This is a genomic window from Patescibacteria group bacterium, assembly GCA_041645165.1.
Lineage (GTDB): Bacteria > Patescibacteriota > Patescibacteriia > 2-02-FULL-49-11 > 2-02-FULL-49-11 > 2-02-FULL-49-11.
Map to the genome: position 1 here is coordinate 118389 of JBAZQN010000001.1, position 14298 is coordinate 132686.

The following is a 14298-nucleotide window of genomic DNA, read 5'->3' on the forward strand; positions in this document are numbered from 1 at the left end:
GTATAATAACTAGTTATGTAAAATAGCCAGAAATTTCTTTATTACTTTTAAGATTTTTTTGGCAATTTATTTCGGGTCGAACATAGCTTATGATATGATTTAATCAGTTTAAGTAACTAACCAATACAATTATGAACAGAAAAAATGTAATCACGATCCTAATCGTCGTAGTCGTTGTGCTTGCTGGCACGACAATATACTTTACAATGACAAAAAATGCGGGTCAGCAACCAATCACAAATCAAACTACACAGCCTAATAGCAACGCAACTGCAACAATCCCCACTGGTTGGAAAGTTTACCAAAATAAGAATTTTAAATTTGAATTTGCCTATCCTCAAAATTGGAATATAGGCGACTTAACTGCTACCACTAATAATTTATTAACGCTGGGTATGGGAGTTCCTGGTCTTGGCGATGACACCGCTTGGATTAATGTTGTATCTGAAAATGGTTTAGCTAAAGCGATAGATTTACATGTCCAAAATTACGTCGAGGGAACAAAGATTGAAAAAGAACAAATATTTACACTCGACGGCATTGAAGGCAAGCTTATTTACTTGAATATAGGTGGGAATAGTCCTGATTTGGATAGATGGGTTTTTGTTAAGTATGATTCAAAGGTATACAATATTGGCATTACTTATGATGTCACACCATACGATGAAGAGTTCAATCAAATCCTCTCGACATTTAAGTTCATAAAATAAATTGCAAAAAATAAGGTAAAGAAATTTCTGGCTACATCACATAACAGCGTGTATGCGGCGACAGCTTGCTCCGTACCTCCGCAAGCCTCCGCCCATATTTGCTGGCGGTGAATCGCTTCGCGATATTATACAGCCAGCAAACATCGCATACACGCGAACGTTATACGCCATAATAAAAAGCCTCAAATACAATTAATTAATAACTTTGGCAATTTATTTTTTAGGCGGGTCGAGATAACTTGTTTTAATATAATAATTAACTGAAACAAAATTATGAACAACAAAACAGAAACTACACTTATTATCATTAGTTTTATTCTCGTAGTTGCAAGTTTATTTTTGGCACCCTTGCTTTTTGGCATTATAGCAATCATACTTTGTGTTGTCGCCTTGGTTAAAAACAGTAAAACCAACACTCTTTCAAATGGCAAAAAATGGTTAGCTTATATTTCTATAATATTAGCAATTATTAGCATGGCTTATGCTGTTCTAATAGTTAAAAACCAAGTTACTGGTCTTATTGATAATGCCAAACAAGAGCTTGATACGGCAGCTGTAAAATCACGTGATGCCAAAAGAATTGCCGACGCAAGAATATTAAATACCACCATTCAAATTTACGCCCTTGATACTGAAAAACTTCCTATCGCTAAAGACGAAAAAAATAATTTTCGACCGTTTAAACTGATAAAGGGATCGCCAGATTTTACTTCTCTTGAATCTGAAATAAAAGGTAACGATTCCTCGCAGTATATTACTGCCGATCCATCAGACCCGGAAAGATATTATGAATACTTTAGTGACGGTAAAATCTATACTATCAAGGCCTATCTCGAACAAACGAATGTGGAGAACTGCAAAGAAGTAAAATCTGGCTATTGCGAATTCGAAATAAAAGGAGACTTGGCATCGGCACTAGGAGAATAAATTGCCAAAATTATTTTACATTAAGGAATAGAGGCTTTTTATGACGGCGTATAACACGGGATAAGCGGTTCAGGGCAAATGCGATTTATTACTTACATTAATGAGTTGCATTTGCCCCTCACCCAAATTTTTACTACGTTTCACTCCGTAAAAACTTCGCTTATCCCGATACGTTATATGAAATAATCAAAATCTCTCTTATATTTTATTAAAAGATTTTTGGCAAATTATTTTTAACAATATGGAAAAAATTGAAAATCAACGGCCCTTTAATATACCAATAGAAAAAGGCATTAAAGGTGAAACCAAACAACTATACAAGTTTGTTGACAATGATAATTATGTAGTAAGATTTGCTCCCCTTCGATCATCGTCGAGAGATATTTCCACATCTGAACTTAGCCCAGAGGAAGCGGCCGATATGGGTATAAAACTATTTCGAGAATTAAGAGATGGTTACAATCTTATAGTACCGGCCCAATTTGTTCGAGGAAAATGGAAGCAATATACCGAAGGAACATACACAATAGTTAACCGAATTGAAGGTAAAAGTCTTGAAGATATGTATTTTGATAGTCGCTCTGATTGTCTTGTCTCTAAACTTGATGATTTGTTTGAGTCACTCTTGATGTATGTAAATGATAAATTTCATTCGGAAGATTATTTTTTATGGGATATATTTCGAAAGGAACAATATGTGTGGGGCAAGAAGATCGAAGATAATCGAGACCAAGGCGAACAAAACAAAGATGAAGAGGATATATATTTGACTGATGTTGATATATTTGCTTTTCGTAAATCTAAACATATGCTTTATGCTGGGTTTCAAAATCTCCTTAACAATATTAACACAATGGAACAAAGGTTGGATACTAAATTCGAAAAAACTAGGAAAAAACTCTCTGAAATTAGCAGTTTATTCCCAAGGATATAAAATTTTTTTTAGATAAATCACCCCATTAATAAAATAATTTGCCAAAAAGAATAATAAGGTAGAGAGATTTTTGATTACATCACATAACACGGGATGAGCGGTTCTGGGCTGGCGCGATTTGTTTAATAATAATGAGTGCGCCAGCCCCTCACCCATATTCGCTTCCCTTTGGTTTTAAGTTCATCAACTATTGGTGAATTTAAAACGATTAAGAAGCAAAAACAATTTAACCAACCAAATCGGGAAGCGAACATCGCTTATCCCGAAACGTTATGCAAAATAATAAAAACACCCTTAATAACATGACTTACGCAAAAACTCAGATATTTTATGTTCATGGAGGAAATACGTTTAGAAACAAACGTGAATATTTGCATTTTTTAAAGATACGAAATCCGTCTATTGAAAAAAAGTTCGCATGGAACGATAATTATCTTGATGACAAGATAGGCAAACAATTTCATATCATTAGACCCCGCATGCCTCGGCAAGATGGTGCAACATTCGCTGAATGGGCGATACATTTTGAACGGTTTTTCCCGAAGCTAAAAAATAACTTAATTCTCATCGACCAGTCTCTTGGCGGCATATTTTTAGCCAAGTACTTGTCCGAGCATAAATTTCCGAAAAAGATACTGGCTGCTTATCTAGTGTGCCCGCCGTTTGATAACACCTTGCCATCAGAAACACTGGCTGGCGGCTTCAAACTCAAATTAGACTTATCGCTTCTTGAAAAAAATTGCAAAAAGTTGACCTTGATATTTTCCAAAAACGATGAGGTAGTGCCAGTGTCTCATGCCAAAAAATATGCCGCCAAGTTAAAAAATGCAAATATTCTCGTCTATAAGCACATTAAAGGTCATTTTCAAATATCTGAGTTTCCAGAGATTGTAGCAATGATTAAGTCTGATATTCGGAAACGGTAGGTGTTTTTATTACATCGCACAACACCGAGTATGCGGCTCAAAAGTTTTGCCTTATTGGAAACTAAATTAAGGAACGCAAAACCTTTTCGACCCAAATTCGCTTTTCTCTGTTAGGTGGTAATCTAAGGAAAAGTGCGATAAAATAGTATTAAGATAATTCAAATAATTAACCAATAAATCCGAAAAGCAAACTTCGCATACTCGGAAACGTTAGACGAAATTGAAAAATGGCAATTTTCGGAAGATTTATATAATTCTTCAACCAAAATTTAACAAATATGTTCCAACTCTTTTTATTCATACTAATGGGTGTTGCGGCTGCTTCAATTGTAACCGGCTGGCAAGGATACAAGGACTCTCCTTGGGAAAATTTTGTATTTCGTAAATTTGTAAGAAGTTATCTCGTCGCTTCAGTGGCTGGATTAGTGTTTTATTATCTAGATAATTTCAAAATATTAAGTTTTGATAATTTAGGGGTGCTACTTCTTACGATTCTTAGTGTTGAAAGGGCTACTGGCGAAGTGTATAAAGGGTTCATCAGAAAACAATCTCATCCAGAATATGTCAAGCTTTTTGAGAGATTACATATTCAATTTAAATCCCCTGCAATTAGAGTCATTACAGGAATTTTATTTGCAGCTGTCCTTACTGGAGTAGTCCTCATTTTACTAACTCAGTTTATCTCTCGTATTCTACTGTTACCTAGTATCACGGCAGGATTAATTGTTGGATTAATTGGCGGGACGCTAAGTGCGGCTGGCGGGGCTATAAAGGATTCTCAATTTGAGGGTTTCAGGTTTAAAAAATTTATACGCAGCCCTATTGTCGGTATGCTTGGCGGTGTGATTCTTGTTCGTTTTACCAACAATCCACTTTTGTTATTACTAAACGTTACTGGATTTGAAAGAGTAGTAGTAGAGTTATACAAGACTTTTATTAAACGACAAGTGCGAGGCATTTTTGAAAGTCAAGAACCTAACTATTTATATTGGTTGAAGAATAGATGGATTTTTATTGTTTTATACGGTATTGGCGTATCTATACTAACCATATCCTTCTTTGCATAATAATAGAAGCAGAACAGAAAATTGCCATTTTTCAACTCAAGGGGACGCTGCGCTTTCGTTCCCGTTGGTCGCTCACCCTCGCCTAACAGCGGATATGAGGTTCGGCTCTTGCAGAGCCTCAACACAAATTGCTTCGCAACTTCTCATATCCGCATACGTTATATTCAGTTTTATTTCTGCCCTCTAGAATAGATAAATTTATATTTTCTTTTCTCTAAGCCGATCATATGAAGTCATACATAGTAAAAAAATCTAAAATTCATGGTAACGGATTATTCGCTAATAAAAATTTCAAGAAAGGCGAACTAATTTTTGGTGTTGATATATCAAAATTACCGAAACTTGAACCGAACGCTAAGCTTTCTGAAGAAGAAGATCTTCATGTTGATTATGCAGGACTGGGAAAATACATTGTTGGTACTCGCCCTTATGCGTATATAAACCACTCTTGCGATCCAAATGTTTTGGTAAAGCATGAGACCATTGCAAGAAGTAAATTTTTTACCATGAGAGATATTAAAAAAGGAGAGCAATTCACTTATGATTATGGTGTTAATGCAATGGATCAAATTGACAAAGAATTATGGAGTACAAAATGCAAGTGTGGTTCAAAGAATTGCAGAGGCACATTATCAACATGCTTTTTGAAGCAGCCGATTGAGATACAAAGAAAATATTACAAATATCTTCCTCAATCATTGAAAAGAAAATATAAAAATAAATTCTTAAAGTTACGGGGGCAAAAATAAAACTCTGAAATTTTCCTTTGGAACGTTGCACTAAAATTCTGTCCTGCGGAGAATATAACACGCATTAACCAACTCCGCTCGGTTGCGCCTCGCTCCGTCCAAATCAGCTTCGCCGACTTCGGTTAATGCGATACGTTATATGAAATATTTTTAATCGGTTTCTAAAATATGCATCTACTTATTAGGAAATTACAAAACCACGACGCAGAAATAATTTCTTCTGCCTTTAATGAAATCAGGTGGAATAAGCCAGCTTCACAATATAAACATTATTTTACTGAACAAAAAGTCGGGAAGCGATTAGTGTTGGTGGCTTTTGTAAATAAAAAATTTGTTGGCTATTTAACTATTGTTTGGAAGTCAAATTATCCACCATTCAAAAATGGTAACATTCCTGAAGTAGTAGACTTAAATGTATTGCCAAAATATCAACGACAAAAAATTGGCACTAAACTAATGGACGAGGCAGAAAAAATTATATCTAAAAAATCCAAAGTTGTGGGTATCGGAGTTGGTCTAGCACCCGGATATAATGCGGCACAACGAATGTATGTGCGTCGTGGTTTTATACCTGATGGACTGGGGGTTGAATATAATGAGAAGTCAGTTAAATATGGCCAAAAAATAGTTGTTGATGATAGTCTAACTTTACATTTTACAAAACGATTGAATAACCGATAAAAAATACCTCATATAACAAAGAGTATACGGTTCAGGATTTTTTCATCTATAATATTAATAAGGAGTAAAAAATTTCTTCACTCAAATTCGTTTTTTTTAGTCCATGCAAATAACAAGATATGTGCATCAAAATAGTTCATTTTAAATAACAAAGTTAATCAATTAAAGTCGGAAAATAAACTTCGTTTACTGCGATAGGTTAAGTGAAATAAAATACAGGCAATTATGAACAAAACCCAAGCACTTAAATTACTTTTAATTTTAGGCGCGCTATATTATCTCGTAGGAGCGACCGTTCACTTTTTCGGTCTTACTCTTTTTCCGTTTTATGACGGTGTGCTTTATCAGCCGTATCATGATACCGTTATAGCTTTAGTCGCGATAGTTCTCAGTCTTCTCTTGTTATCTATTGCCAGAGACCCGGTAAAAAATGTTGATTCACTCAATGTAATTATAATCGGCGGGATTATTGCCATTATATTCAGCATTGGAATTATTTTGAAAATAGATTTTGTTCAGCTTGGTGCGCCAGGGAAAAGAAATCAAACGATAGTTGAAATGATTCTACTGATAATTTATGTTAGTTCATTAATATATCTTAAGCCCAAAAAGTGAATTAAGTGGATATTTTAAAAAATCGTGTTATGGGTAATAAAAGTTTAAAAATGAACATTTCACTGACTGATTTTTATCTTTTGCATAGCGACAAGTTATATGGCGACCCTCTATTTAAAAAGCAAATTATAGGTCATCAGCGATTTTTGAAATTTGACAATATATTAAGTGAAAGAGCGGTATTTGACAAAATCCTCATTCAGTTTCTTGAAGAGGCAGAATTAACCCTATCCCTCATAAATGATTTGGATCTCACCGGAAAGGATGTTTTAGAGATTGGGGGAGGGCTCGGATTCGTATATGGATATCTTCAGAAAGCAGGTATCAATATATATGGAATAGAGCCCTCAGATTCAGGTTTTGACGGATATTTTAATGCCGCGATGCAATTATTCAAAATAATAGATGTTGATGAATCACATTTTTATCCATTTTCAGCAAAAGAATGTATAAAATTAAACAAGCAATTTGACATCATATTCTCAAATAATGTCCTGGAGCACATCCCAGAGCTCGATGAGTCCTTTTCAGCCATGAAGAGCGTCCTTGATCCTTATGGATTGATGGTGCATAACACGGTGAATTATCTTATACCGTATGAGCCGCATTTTAAGATGATGCTTTTCCCTTTTTATCCAAAACTCACCGTGCTTTTCAAGCCAAGCCTAAGGAGCTCATCTCTTTGGAACGGCCTGAACTTTATTACCACTGGTAAATTGAAACGTATATGCAAAATTAAAAATCTCAGTATTGAGTTTAAAAAAGATGCATTGTACAATACCTTATTAAGATTGGAGAACGATCCGATGTTTGCGCAGAGGCAAAAATATTTCATCCCGCTATATAGAGTTTTGAAATTTACAGGTTTAATGAAAATTCTTGTTAAAATTCCCATAGCCCTCACCACCCCTATTACTTTCACAATAAGAAGAAAATAAATTCCAATATATTCATTAATGATACCAAATTTTAAACTCTCACTTCTCTCGCCATGCCCCGTCTCCACATCCTCGTCTTTAGCCTTGCGTACCGCCCTTATGTGGGAGGCGCGGAGATTGCGCTTGAGGAGATTATGCGGCGGTTGCCGCAATATTTTTTTACCGTTGTAACGGCGCGTGCTATGAAGAATTTTGATTATGTAAAATTACCGGATATCGAGGAGAAGGACAATGTGCGCGTGGTGAGAGTGGGCTCCCGCAACCGTTACCTGGGCCAATACGCATACCCGTTGGCGGCCCTGAAGCACGCTTACAGAGAAGCGCGGTTTTCCAAGCCTGCCTGCGTGTGGGGCATGCTGGAATCGTATGGCGGCATAGCCGCGGCTCTTTATCATCAGCGATTCCCTAATATGCCATATATCCTCACTATGCAAAGCGGGGATTCAGAATCATTTTGGGGCTGGCGCACCTGGTTTTGGCAGCCGTTGTATAAGAAAGTGTTCTCACAGGCAAACGCGATTCAGGCGATATCAAAATACTTGGCAGAGCGCGCGAAGAAATATGGCGCGCGCGGAGAGATCAGAATTATCCCCAATGGAGTCGATAGTGTTTTTTTTGAACGAATCAGTGATGAGGAACGAAGGAGGCTGCGGCAGGAATTAGGATTAAGTGATGATGAGACAGTCGTCATCACCGCATCGCGTTTAGTGAGTAAAAACGGCATTGATACATTGATAAAAGGCTTTTCGGTATGGCGGCAACGAGGAGGAAACGGCGTATTGCTTATTTTAGGTAAAGGGCCTCAGGAAACGGAATTGAGAAAGTTATCGTATAAACTTGGCATAAATACTCAAGTGAAATTTTTAGGTGAAATTCCGTATCAAGAATTGCCAAAATATTACGGCGCCGCTGATATTTTTATCCGCCCGTCACGGTCTGAAGGTTTGGGAAATGCGTTTCTTGAGGCAATGGCATCAGGCATCCCGGTGATCGGCACGCCGGTAGGTGGCATCCCCGATTTTTTGACGCATGAACGCACAGGCTTAATGGTGCCGCCTGACGATCCAGAAGCACTAAAAGATTCTATTGCACGATTATGCAGCAATCCTGAATTGAAACAGAAATTAATTCAGGAAGCCCGGAAGCTCGCACTAGAAAAATATTCATGGGATGTCGTGGCTCATGCGATGAATAATTTATTCCAAAATTATGTTAAAATTTCTTGATAAAATGCTCACCTACGCGGCGTCGCTGGGCGGCCGTGCGCACCTGGAATTGGAACTTTTTTTGCGTTATGCAATCGCAGGAGGGATGGCGGCAGTGGCAGACCTTATAATTGTGTGGTCTTTAGTGGAATATGCTCATCTCCATCCATTTCTCGCGGGCGCGGTTTCGATTTTTTTTGGCATATCTATTAATTTCTCTATAAGCCGTTATTGGTCTTTCAAAAGCAAAGGCCCATTGGTAAAAGAATTTTTAACTTTCTTGACCGTAGCAGCCATCGGCACTGCCATCAACTATGGAACGTTCGTGGCATGCATTGGTTTGATTCATCTTTGGTATATGGCAGCAAAGGTTATTGCTATTGTCATCGCGTGGGCATGGAATTATACTTTAAACCGCCGCGTCACCTTTAAGCATTTTACCTTTACGACGCACCGGACTCTGGAGAGATGATTGGAAACATTACTTACGTATTATGGTGGCCATGGCTAGAAAATTAAGTATGGTGGCATTATGCCCGCCCAAATTTTGCCAGCAATAATGAGTTTGTTGTATCTTAAGACTCAAGGTTATTATCCCAGTGTAACGCACATGAAAGGATGCAAAATTTAGGCGGGTATGAATGAAAGAAAAAAAATAATTTTCGCATGTGAAATATACCCGCCAGATATCGGCGGGCCGGCGACGTATGCGCGTGAATTGCGGGAGCAGTTATTGTTGCATGGTTATACTGTTACATTGCTCACGTTTGGTGATAAGGAAGAAATTAAAAATGAAGAAACAATCGTGATTGATCGGAAGAAAAATGTCTTTGGCCGTTCTCTTAACTATTTTTATACTCTTTTGCGGTTATCAAAAACAGGTGGTGTGATATATGCGATGGGACCGGTCGCAAGCGGCCTTCCGGCGGTGGCTGTCGGTTGGTTGAGAAAATGTCGGGTCATTATACGCGTTCCCGGCGACAGGGCATGGGAAACACATTGTCAGCGTGTGCAGCAACCGGAATCATTTGAAGAATTCCAGCACAAGACCCACAAAGGTTGGGTGGGTATTTTAACGCGTATAGAACGGTTGGTGGTGAAAAGAGCCGATCATATCGTTGTCCCAAGCAATTTCTTAAAAAATGTGGTGATAGGTTGGGGTGCAAACGAAAACCATGTAACAGTGATATCCAATGCGATCAAGGCTCCCATTTCAGAATTGCCGCACCAGGAGAATTTATTGTCCATCCTCGCCATCGGGCGCCTTGTGCCATGGAAAGGGTTTTCTGATCTTATACATGCGTTTCAGACTGTGTTGAAATCGTATCCTCATGCCACGCTTACCATCGTTGGAGACGGCCCTGAGCGAAGATATTTAGAAAATCTAGCGCGACAATCAAACGTGGCCGTACAGACGCATTTTACGGGATCAGTGCCGCGTGAGAACCTCGCGCGTTATTGGCAACAAGCGTCTGTGTTCGCGCTTCCCTCGGGGTATGAAGGATTCCCCCATTTAGTGCTGGAAGCGTGGGCAGCGGGCATTCCTGTGCTCGTAAGCGATATACCTGGAAATACCGGCATTGTGCGAAACGGTGAAAACGGCCTTGTCGTGCCCTATAAGGATAACGCCGCGTTATCAAACGGCATACTTGCGCTTGCGCTTGATGCCGACTTGAGGCAGCGCATGCGCGCAAATGGCGCGCAGTCTCTTGCCCAGTATCGCTGGGAATGCATAATTGGTAAAACAATTGCGCTCCTCAAAATTTCATGGTAATGCTATACTGAATTAAAGAATAATTTATCGTATCGGAATTTCAATCCTCCGTCCAAGGTAAAGCATAGAGTAGCGTGGCAGTTTATCTGCCATCCACCATGTCGCAGACAAGCTGCGACGCTACAGAGAACTAATTAGTAGCAATATACTTGACTGCTATGCACACAAGGACAAAGCGTCCATCCATGAAATTTGATTTCGTGACCATTGCTTCCCACCAATTGAGGACGCCGCTTTCTGCCATGAAGTGGTTTCTCGAGATGCTTATCGCGGGCAACGCAGGGAAACTCACCAGTCGGCAGCGAGAATTTTTAAGCGAAATTTACAAGTCAAATGAAAGGATGATCCGCCTTGTGAACGACCTGCTCATTGTTTCCAAAATTACCCAAAAAACTTTTCGTCTGTCATCGCATCCTTTTATCTTTGAACAGATGGTGGCATCGGTGATAAAAGAGGTGAAGCCAATTATCCAGTCGGCGCAAATTACCGTAGTTTCAAAATTTGACACGTCGCAGCGCACGTGTGTGAATGCGGATGAGGACAAGATTCGCCAGGTGATACGGACCCTCTTCGATAATGCAGTGCGCTACATGGTAGACGGGGGATTGATCATTGTTCGGGTAGACTACAAGAATCACCACATCGCATTCGAAATCCAGGATACTGGCGTAGGCATCCCGAGCGATGAGCGCACAAAAATATTCCAGCAATTTTTCAGGGGGAGCAACATCGTACGCATGCGCACAGAAGGCACGGGCTTAGGGCTTTTTATTGCTCACGCGATTGTGGCCGCATCCGGCGGATCGATCAGCTTCACTTCGCAGGAAGGCAAAGGTTCTACGTTCCGCGTGGCCTTGCCAATATCTAAAAAAAATCAACCCGCATTATGTGAGCCGCATCTTAAGAAGAAGCGAAGACGCGCTCATAATTAAACCTATCACATATGAATGTCCTAATTATCGAAGACGAAAAGATGTTATTAATGGCATTGGAAGAAGAGTTTAAAAGGAAAAAATGTTCAGTGTTCACGGCAGAGGACGGTGATCAAGGATGGCAGATTCTCTCAAAACACCCGGCTCTTGATATGATTGTATTGGATCTTGTGCTTCCAAAAATAGACGGATTTGAACTGTTAAAAAATATCAAGGCGGATGATAAGCTGAAAACGACACCCTTGGTCGTCCTTACAAATCTTTCCGATGAAAATACTATAGCCGCTATTGTAGCATCAGGGGGGACCGATTATCTTGTGAAAGCGGATTACACGCTTCAGGAAGTCGTGGGAAAAATAATCGAGATAGCAAAGAGGCCTGCATTTGAAAAATATAGAAAACTACAAAGTCCAATTACGTGAAAACAGATATGGCTACTCAACAGAATGTGTTCATGGTCTCGTTTGACCGGAGTTTGGTGGGCGAGGGGGGGACAGACGCGGTTGAGCGGCATAAAAAATATGCGGCGCTGCTGCAGGGGTCGCTCTCGGTGGTAGTGGTAACGCCGTCCGGGTACCAGCATTTAAAAGTAGATGAGAGGCTTGAGACATATCCGACCAATGCGAAGGGGCTCGCAGGACATGCGCGTTCTATTTTTTATTATTATCGAATAATCCGGCGCGCCCAACGCATCAATTTGATTATTGCGCAGGACCTCGCCGCACCAGTCCTTCTTCTATTGAAATGGTATTCGCGGTTGCCGCTACTCGTCACCGTGCATGGTATTTGGTGGGATGATTGGTTTTCTGAGAAGAAGTGGTGGTATCGGTGGTATCTTCCGCTCATTACCTACTCATTTAAAAAAGCAGATGCAGTCAGGGTTGTTTCGCATTATTTACGAAATGAGCTCATCGCGCGAGGGGTTCGCGCGAATCGGATACATGTGATACCTGTTCCTGTGAATCTTGAATTATTTTCACAATGCGATCCTAAAGCCTTAGAAGACGTACAGCGGAAAATACCATCTCCGTTTGTGCTGTCCGTCGGAAGGCTTGAGCGAGAGAAGGGATTTGACCAACTGCTTCTCGCGTGGGAACTTCTGCAGAAAGAGCAAATAACTGCTCATCTGGCAATTATCGGTGAGGGGAGCGAGAGAGCAGGATTAGAAGCATGGGTGAGGGAGCATAAACTCGAATCATCAGTAACCTTTGTAGGGCGCGTTGCCACAGAGCAACTTCCCCCGTATTATCATGCAGCGCGGTGCGTGGCGCTGGCGTCCCGCAGCGAAAGCTTTGGAAAAGTCCTTGTGGAAGCAGGTGTCGCAGGGAAGGCGGCAGTCGCGACAGACACCCACGGGGCATCAGAGATTATAAAGACTGGTATCACAGGATATCTCGTACCCCAAGGTGATATGCACGCATTTGCGCAAAAAATGGCAGATTTGCTCCAGAATCCTGTGCTTGCCGAGGAATTGGGAAAAGAGGCGTTTGCACATGTAATGAATGCATTTGACGGTGAGAAAAATACTGAAAAGATCGTGCGGTTATGGAAGCATATCGCGATACATTAGTTTTGAGTTTTGAGATACCATCGTATGAACCTCTTATTTATCACGCGGCGCGTGGACCGCAATCATCCGCTTGCGGGTTTTACCTGGAAATGGATAAAGGAATTCAGTGTTCAGTTGTCAGTTGTCAGTGGTCAGTTGGCGGTGATTACCTTAGAGCCGAGTGCCGATGAGGGCTTGGCGGATAACGTGATGATACGATCAGTGCGCAAGGCGGAGAAGAACCGCGTACAAGATTTTTTTGTATTTTGTAAATTACTTTTATCACTTATTCCCAAGTGCGATGCGATTTTTATTCACCAGCACCCCGTATATGCCATCATCGCAGCGCCTTTCGCAAAGCTATTTAATAAAAAAATCTATCTTTGGTACATGCATAAGCATGTAGATATTAAATTAAGGCTCGCGACTGCGCTGTGCAACGGCATTTTTACTGCGTCAAAGGAAAGTTTTAGATTAAAAACCAAGAGGCCCATTTCTATTGTTGGCCACGGCATTGACACGAACATTTTCAAGCCTTCAGATACCCATACTTCAAGCAATGTATTCACCATCCTCAGTGCGGGCAGGCTTTCCCCCGTGAAAGGATATGCGGTGCTTATAGATGCGGCTCTATTAGCACTACCACGATTTAACAATTTAAAAATGCGTATCGTAGGCGGGCCGGGTTTGAAAGAACATGCGTGGTATGAGAATGAATTGAAAACATTAGTTCATGAAAAAGGATTGGATCAAGTGATACAATTTACCGGCCCTGTGCCTCATAATGACATTGTGGCCGAGTACAGGAATGCACATGTGTTTATAAATTTGTCAGGCACTGGCTCGCTCGATAAAGCCGTGCTGGAAGCAATGGCGTGCGGTGTGCCGGTTATTACTTCCAATGAAGCGTTTCAGGGGATATTAGCGCAGATTGACCCTCATTTATATGTATCTTGTAATCCGCGCGCGGTAGCAGAGGCGATTGAAAGATTAATCACAATGCCACTGGAGGCGCGCAGGCAATTAGGGGGAGCATTGCGCGCCGTGGTTGTGCGCGATCATGATTTGAAGCAGCTTGTCGCAAGGATCTTATCAAAAATATGCCCAGTCATACAACATCCAAGAGGGAGGCAGATACTTTATACAGAGAATGGATAAGATATGAGGGGATCTACCTGAGTGTAGTAAAGGCGTATTCAGAGCCTCCCTCATCAATCGCCAAACGTTTTTTAAACATTAATATGTATCACAGCACCAAGGTCGTATCTATTCTAGGATTTATCTAATACCA

Annotated in this window: 16 protein-coding genes; all 16 read left to right on the plus strand. The window is 40.3% G+C overall.

Annotated features, from left to right (window positions below):
* Positions 1–131: 131 nt before the first annotated feature.
* The 16 genes from WC659_00570 (at position 132) to WC659_00645 (ending at position 14165) form a co-directional block, all read left to right on the plus strand.
* Positions 132–710 (plus strand): PsbP-related protein, encoded by a 579-nt coding sequence (locus WC659_00570; GenBank protein MFA4872415.1) that lies wholly within the window; start codon positions 132–134, stop codon positions 708–710.
* A 273-nt stretch (positions 711–983) separates the two neighbouring features.
* Positions 984–1637: a DUF4190 domain-containing protein gene (locus WC659_00575; GenBank protein MFA4872416.1), complete on the plus strand. Its 654-nt coding sequence runs from the start codon at positions 984–986 to the stop codon at positions 1635–1637.
* A gap of 241 nt (positions 1638–1878) precedes the next feature.
* A complete protein-coding gene (locus tag WC659_00580; GenBank protein ID MFA4872417.1) occupies positions 1879–2571 on the plus strand; it encodes a hypothetical protein in 693 nt (230 codons plus the stop codon).
* Between the two features lie 272 nt (positions 2572–2843).
* Positions 2844–3497, plus strand: a complete 654-nt coding sequence (locus WC659_00585) for an alpha/beta hydrolase (protein ID MFA4872418.1) — start codon at positions 2844–2846, stop codon at positions 3495–3497.
* A 278-nt stretch (positions 3498–3775) separates the two neighbouring features.
* Positions 3776–4564: a hypothetical protein gene (locus tag WC659_00590; GenBank protein MFA4872419.1), complete on the plus strand. Its 789-nt coding sequence runs from the start codon at positions 3776–3778 to the stop codon at positions 4562–4564.
* Positions 4565–4791: 227 nt separating this feature from the next.
* Positions 4792–5313, plus strand: coding sequence for an SET domain-containing protein-lysine N-methyltransferase (locus tag WC659_00595; GenBank protein ID MFA4872420.1), 522 nt, complete (start codon positions 4792–4794; stop codon positions 5311–5313).
* A gap of 168 nt (positions 5314–5481) precedes the next feature.
* Positions 5482–5994, plus strand: coding sequence for a GNAT family N-acetyltransferase (locus tag WC659_00600; protein ID MFA4872421.1), 513 nt, complete (start codon positions 5482–5484; stop codon positions 5992–5994).
* Positions 5995–6219: 225 nt separating this feature from the next.
* Positions 6220–6609, plus strand: coding sequence for a hypothetical protein (locus WC659_00605; protein MFA4872422.1), 390 nt, complete (start codon positions 6220–6222; stop codon positions 6607–6609).
* A 29-nt stretch (positions 6610–6638) separates the two neighbouring features.
* Positions 6639–7547, plus strand: a complete 909-nt coding sequence (locus WC659_00610) for a methyltransferase domain-containing protein (GenBank protein ID MFA4872423.1) — start codon at positions 6639–6641, stop codon at positions 7545–7547.
* Positions 7548–7600: 53 nt separating this feature from the next.
* Positions 7601–8773 (plus strand): glycosyltransferase family 4 protein, encoded by a 1173-nt coding sequence (locus WC659_00615; protein ID MFA4872424.1) that lies wholly within the window; start codon positions 7601–7603, stop codon positions 8771–8773.
* The gene (locus WC659_00620; GenBank protein MFA4872425.1) at positions 8757–9224 is read left to right on the plus strand and encodes a GtrA family protein; all 468 of its coding nucleotides are present in this window, start codon (positions 8757–8759) and stop codon (positions 9222–9224) included. The genes WC659_00615 and WC659_00620 overlap by 17 nt, the downstream gene beginning before the upstream one ends.
* Positions 9225–9389: 165 nt before the next feature.
* The gene (locus WC659_00625; protein ID MFA4872426.1) at positions 9390–10526 is read left to right on the plus strand and encodes a glycosyltransferase family 4 protein; all 1137 of its coding nucleotides are present in this window, start codon (positions 9390–9392) and stop codon (positions 10524–10526) included.
* A 158-nt stretch (positions 10527–10684) separates the two neighbouring features.
* The gene (locus WC659_00630; GenBank protein MFA4872427.1) at positions 10685–11458 is read left to right on the plus strand and encodes a HAMP domain-containing sensor histidine kinase; all 774 of its coding nucleotides are present in this window, start codon (positions 10685–10687) and stop codon (positions 11456–11458) included.
* Between the two features lie 11 nt (positions 11459–11469).
* On the plus strand, positions 11470–11880 hold the full coding sequence (locus tag WC659_00635) for a response regulator (protein MFA4872428.1): 411 nt from the start codon (positions 11470–11472) through the stop codon (positions 11878–11880).
* Between the two features lie 8 nt (positions 11881–11888).
* Positions 11889–13028: a glycosyltransferase family 4 protein gene (locus WC659_00640; protein ID MFA4872429.1), complete on the plus strand. Its 1140-nt coding sequence runs from the start codon at positions 11889–11891 to the stop codon at positions 13026–13028.
* Between the two features lie 24 nt (positions 13029–13052).
* Entirely contained in the window at positions 13053–14165 is a 1113-nt protein-coding gene (locus WC659_00645) for a glycosyltransferase family 4 protein (GenBank protein MFA4872430.1), read from the plus strand.
* The last annotated feature ends 133 nt before the right edge of the window (positions 14166–14298 follow it).

What these genes read in the sequence shown, in the direction of transcription:
- WC659_00645 (MFA4872430.1), top strand. Translation starts at nt 13,053, where the DNA reads ATGAACCTCTTATTTATCACGCGGCGCGTGGACCGCAATCATCCGCTT.
- WC659_00635 (MFA4872428.1), top strand. Translation starts at nt 11,470, where the DNA reads ATGAATGTCCTAATTATCGAAGACGAAAAGATGTTATTAATGGCATTG.
- WC659_00625 (MFA4872426.1), top strand. Translation starts at nt 9,390, where the DNA reads ATGAATGAAAGAAAAAAAATAATTTTCGCATGTGAAATATACCCGCCA.
- WC659_00605 (MFA4872422.1), top strand. Translation starts at nt 6,220, where the DNA reads ATGAACAAAACCCAAGCACTTAAATTACTTTTAATTTTAGGCGCGCTA.
- WC659_00580 (MFA4872417.1), top strand. Translation starts at nt 1,879, where the DNA reads ATGGAAAAAATTGAAAATCAACGGCCCTTTAATATACCAATAGAAAAA.
- WC659_00610 (MFA4872423.1), top strand. Translation starts at nt 6,639, where the DNA reads ATGGGTAATAAAAGTTTAAAAATGAACATTTCACTGACTGATTTTTAT.
- WC659_00570 (MFA4872415.1), top strand. Translation starts at nt 132, where the DNA reads ATGAACAGAAAAAATGTAATCACGATCCTAATCGTCGTAGTCGTTGTG.
- WC659_00590 (MFA4872419.1), top strand. Translation starts at nt 3,776, where the DNA reads ATGTTCCAACTCTTTTTATTCATACTAATGGGTGTTGCGGCTGCTTCA.
- WC659_00640 (MFA4872429.1), top strand. Translation starts at nt 11,889, where the DNA reads ATGGCTACTCAACAGAATGTGTTCATGGTCTCGTTTGACCGGAGTTTG.
- WC659_00620 (MFA4872425.1), top strand. Translation starts at nt 8,757, where the DNA reads ATGTTAAAATTTCTTGATAAAATGCTCACCTACGCGGCGTCGCTGGGC.
- WC659_00615 (MFA4872424.1), top strand. Translation starts at nt 7,601, where the DNA reads ATGCCCCGTCTCCACATCCTCGTCTTTAGCCTTGCGTACCGCCCTTAT.
- WC659_00575 (MFA4872416.1), top strand. Translation starts at nt 984, where the DNA reads ATGAACAACAAAACAGAAACTACACTTATTATCATTAGTTTTATTCTC.
- WC659_00595 (MFA4872420.1), top strand. Translation starts at nt 4,792, where the DNA reads ATGAAGTCATACATAGTAAAAAAATCTAAAATTCATGGTAACGGATTA.
- WC659_00630 (MFA4872427.1), top strand. Translation starts at nt 10,685, where the DNA reads ATGCACACAAGGACAAAGCGTCCATCCATGAAATTTGATTTCGTGACC.
- WC659_00585 (MFA4872418.1), top strand. Translation starts at nt 2,844, where the DNA reads ATGCAAAATAATAAAAACACCCTTAATAACATGACTTACGCAAAAACT.
- WC659_00600 (MFA4872421.1), top strand. Translation starts at nt 5,482, where the DNA reads ATGCATCTACTTATTAGGAAATTACAAAACCACGACGCAGAAATAATT.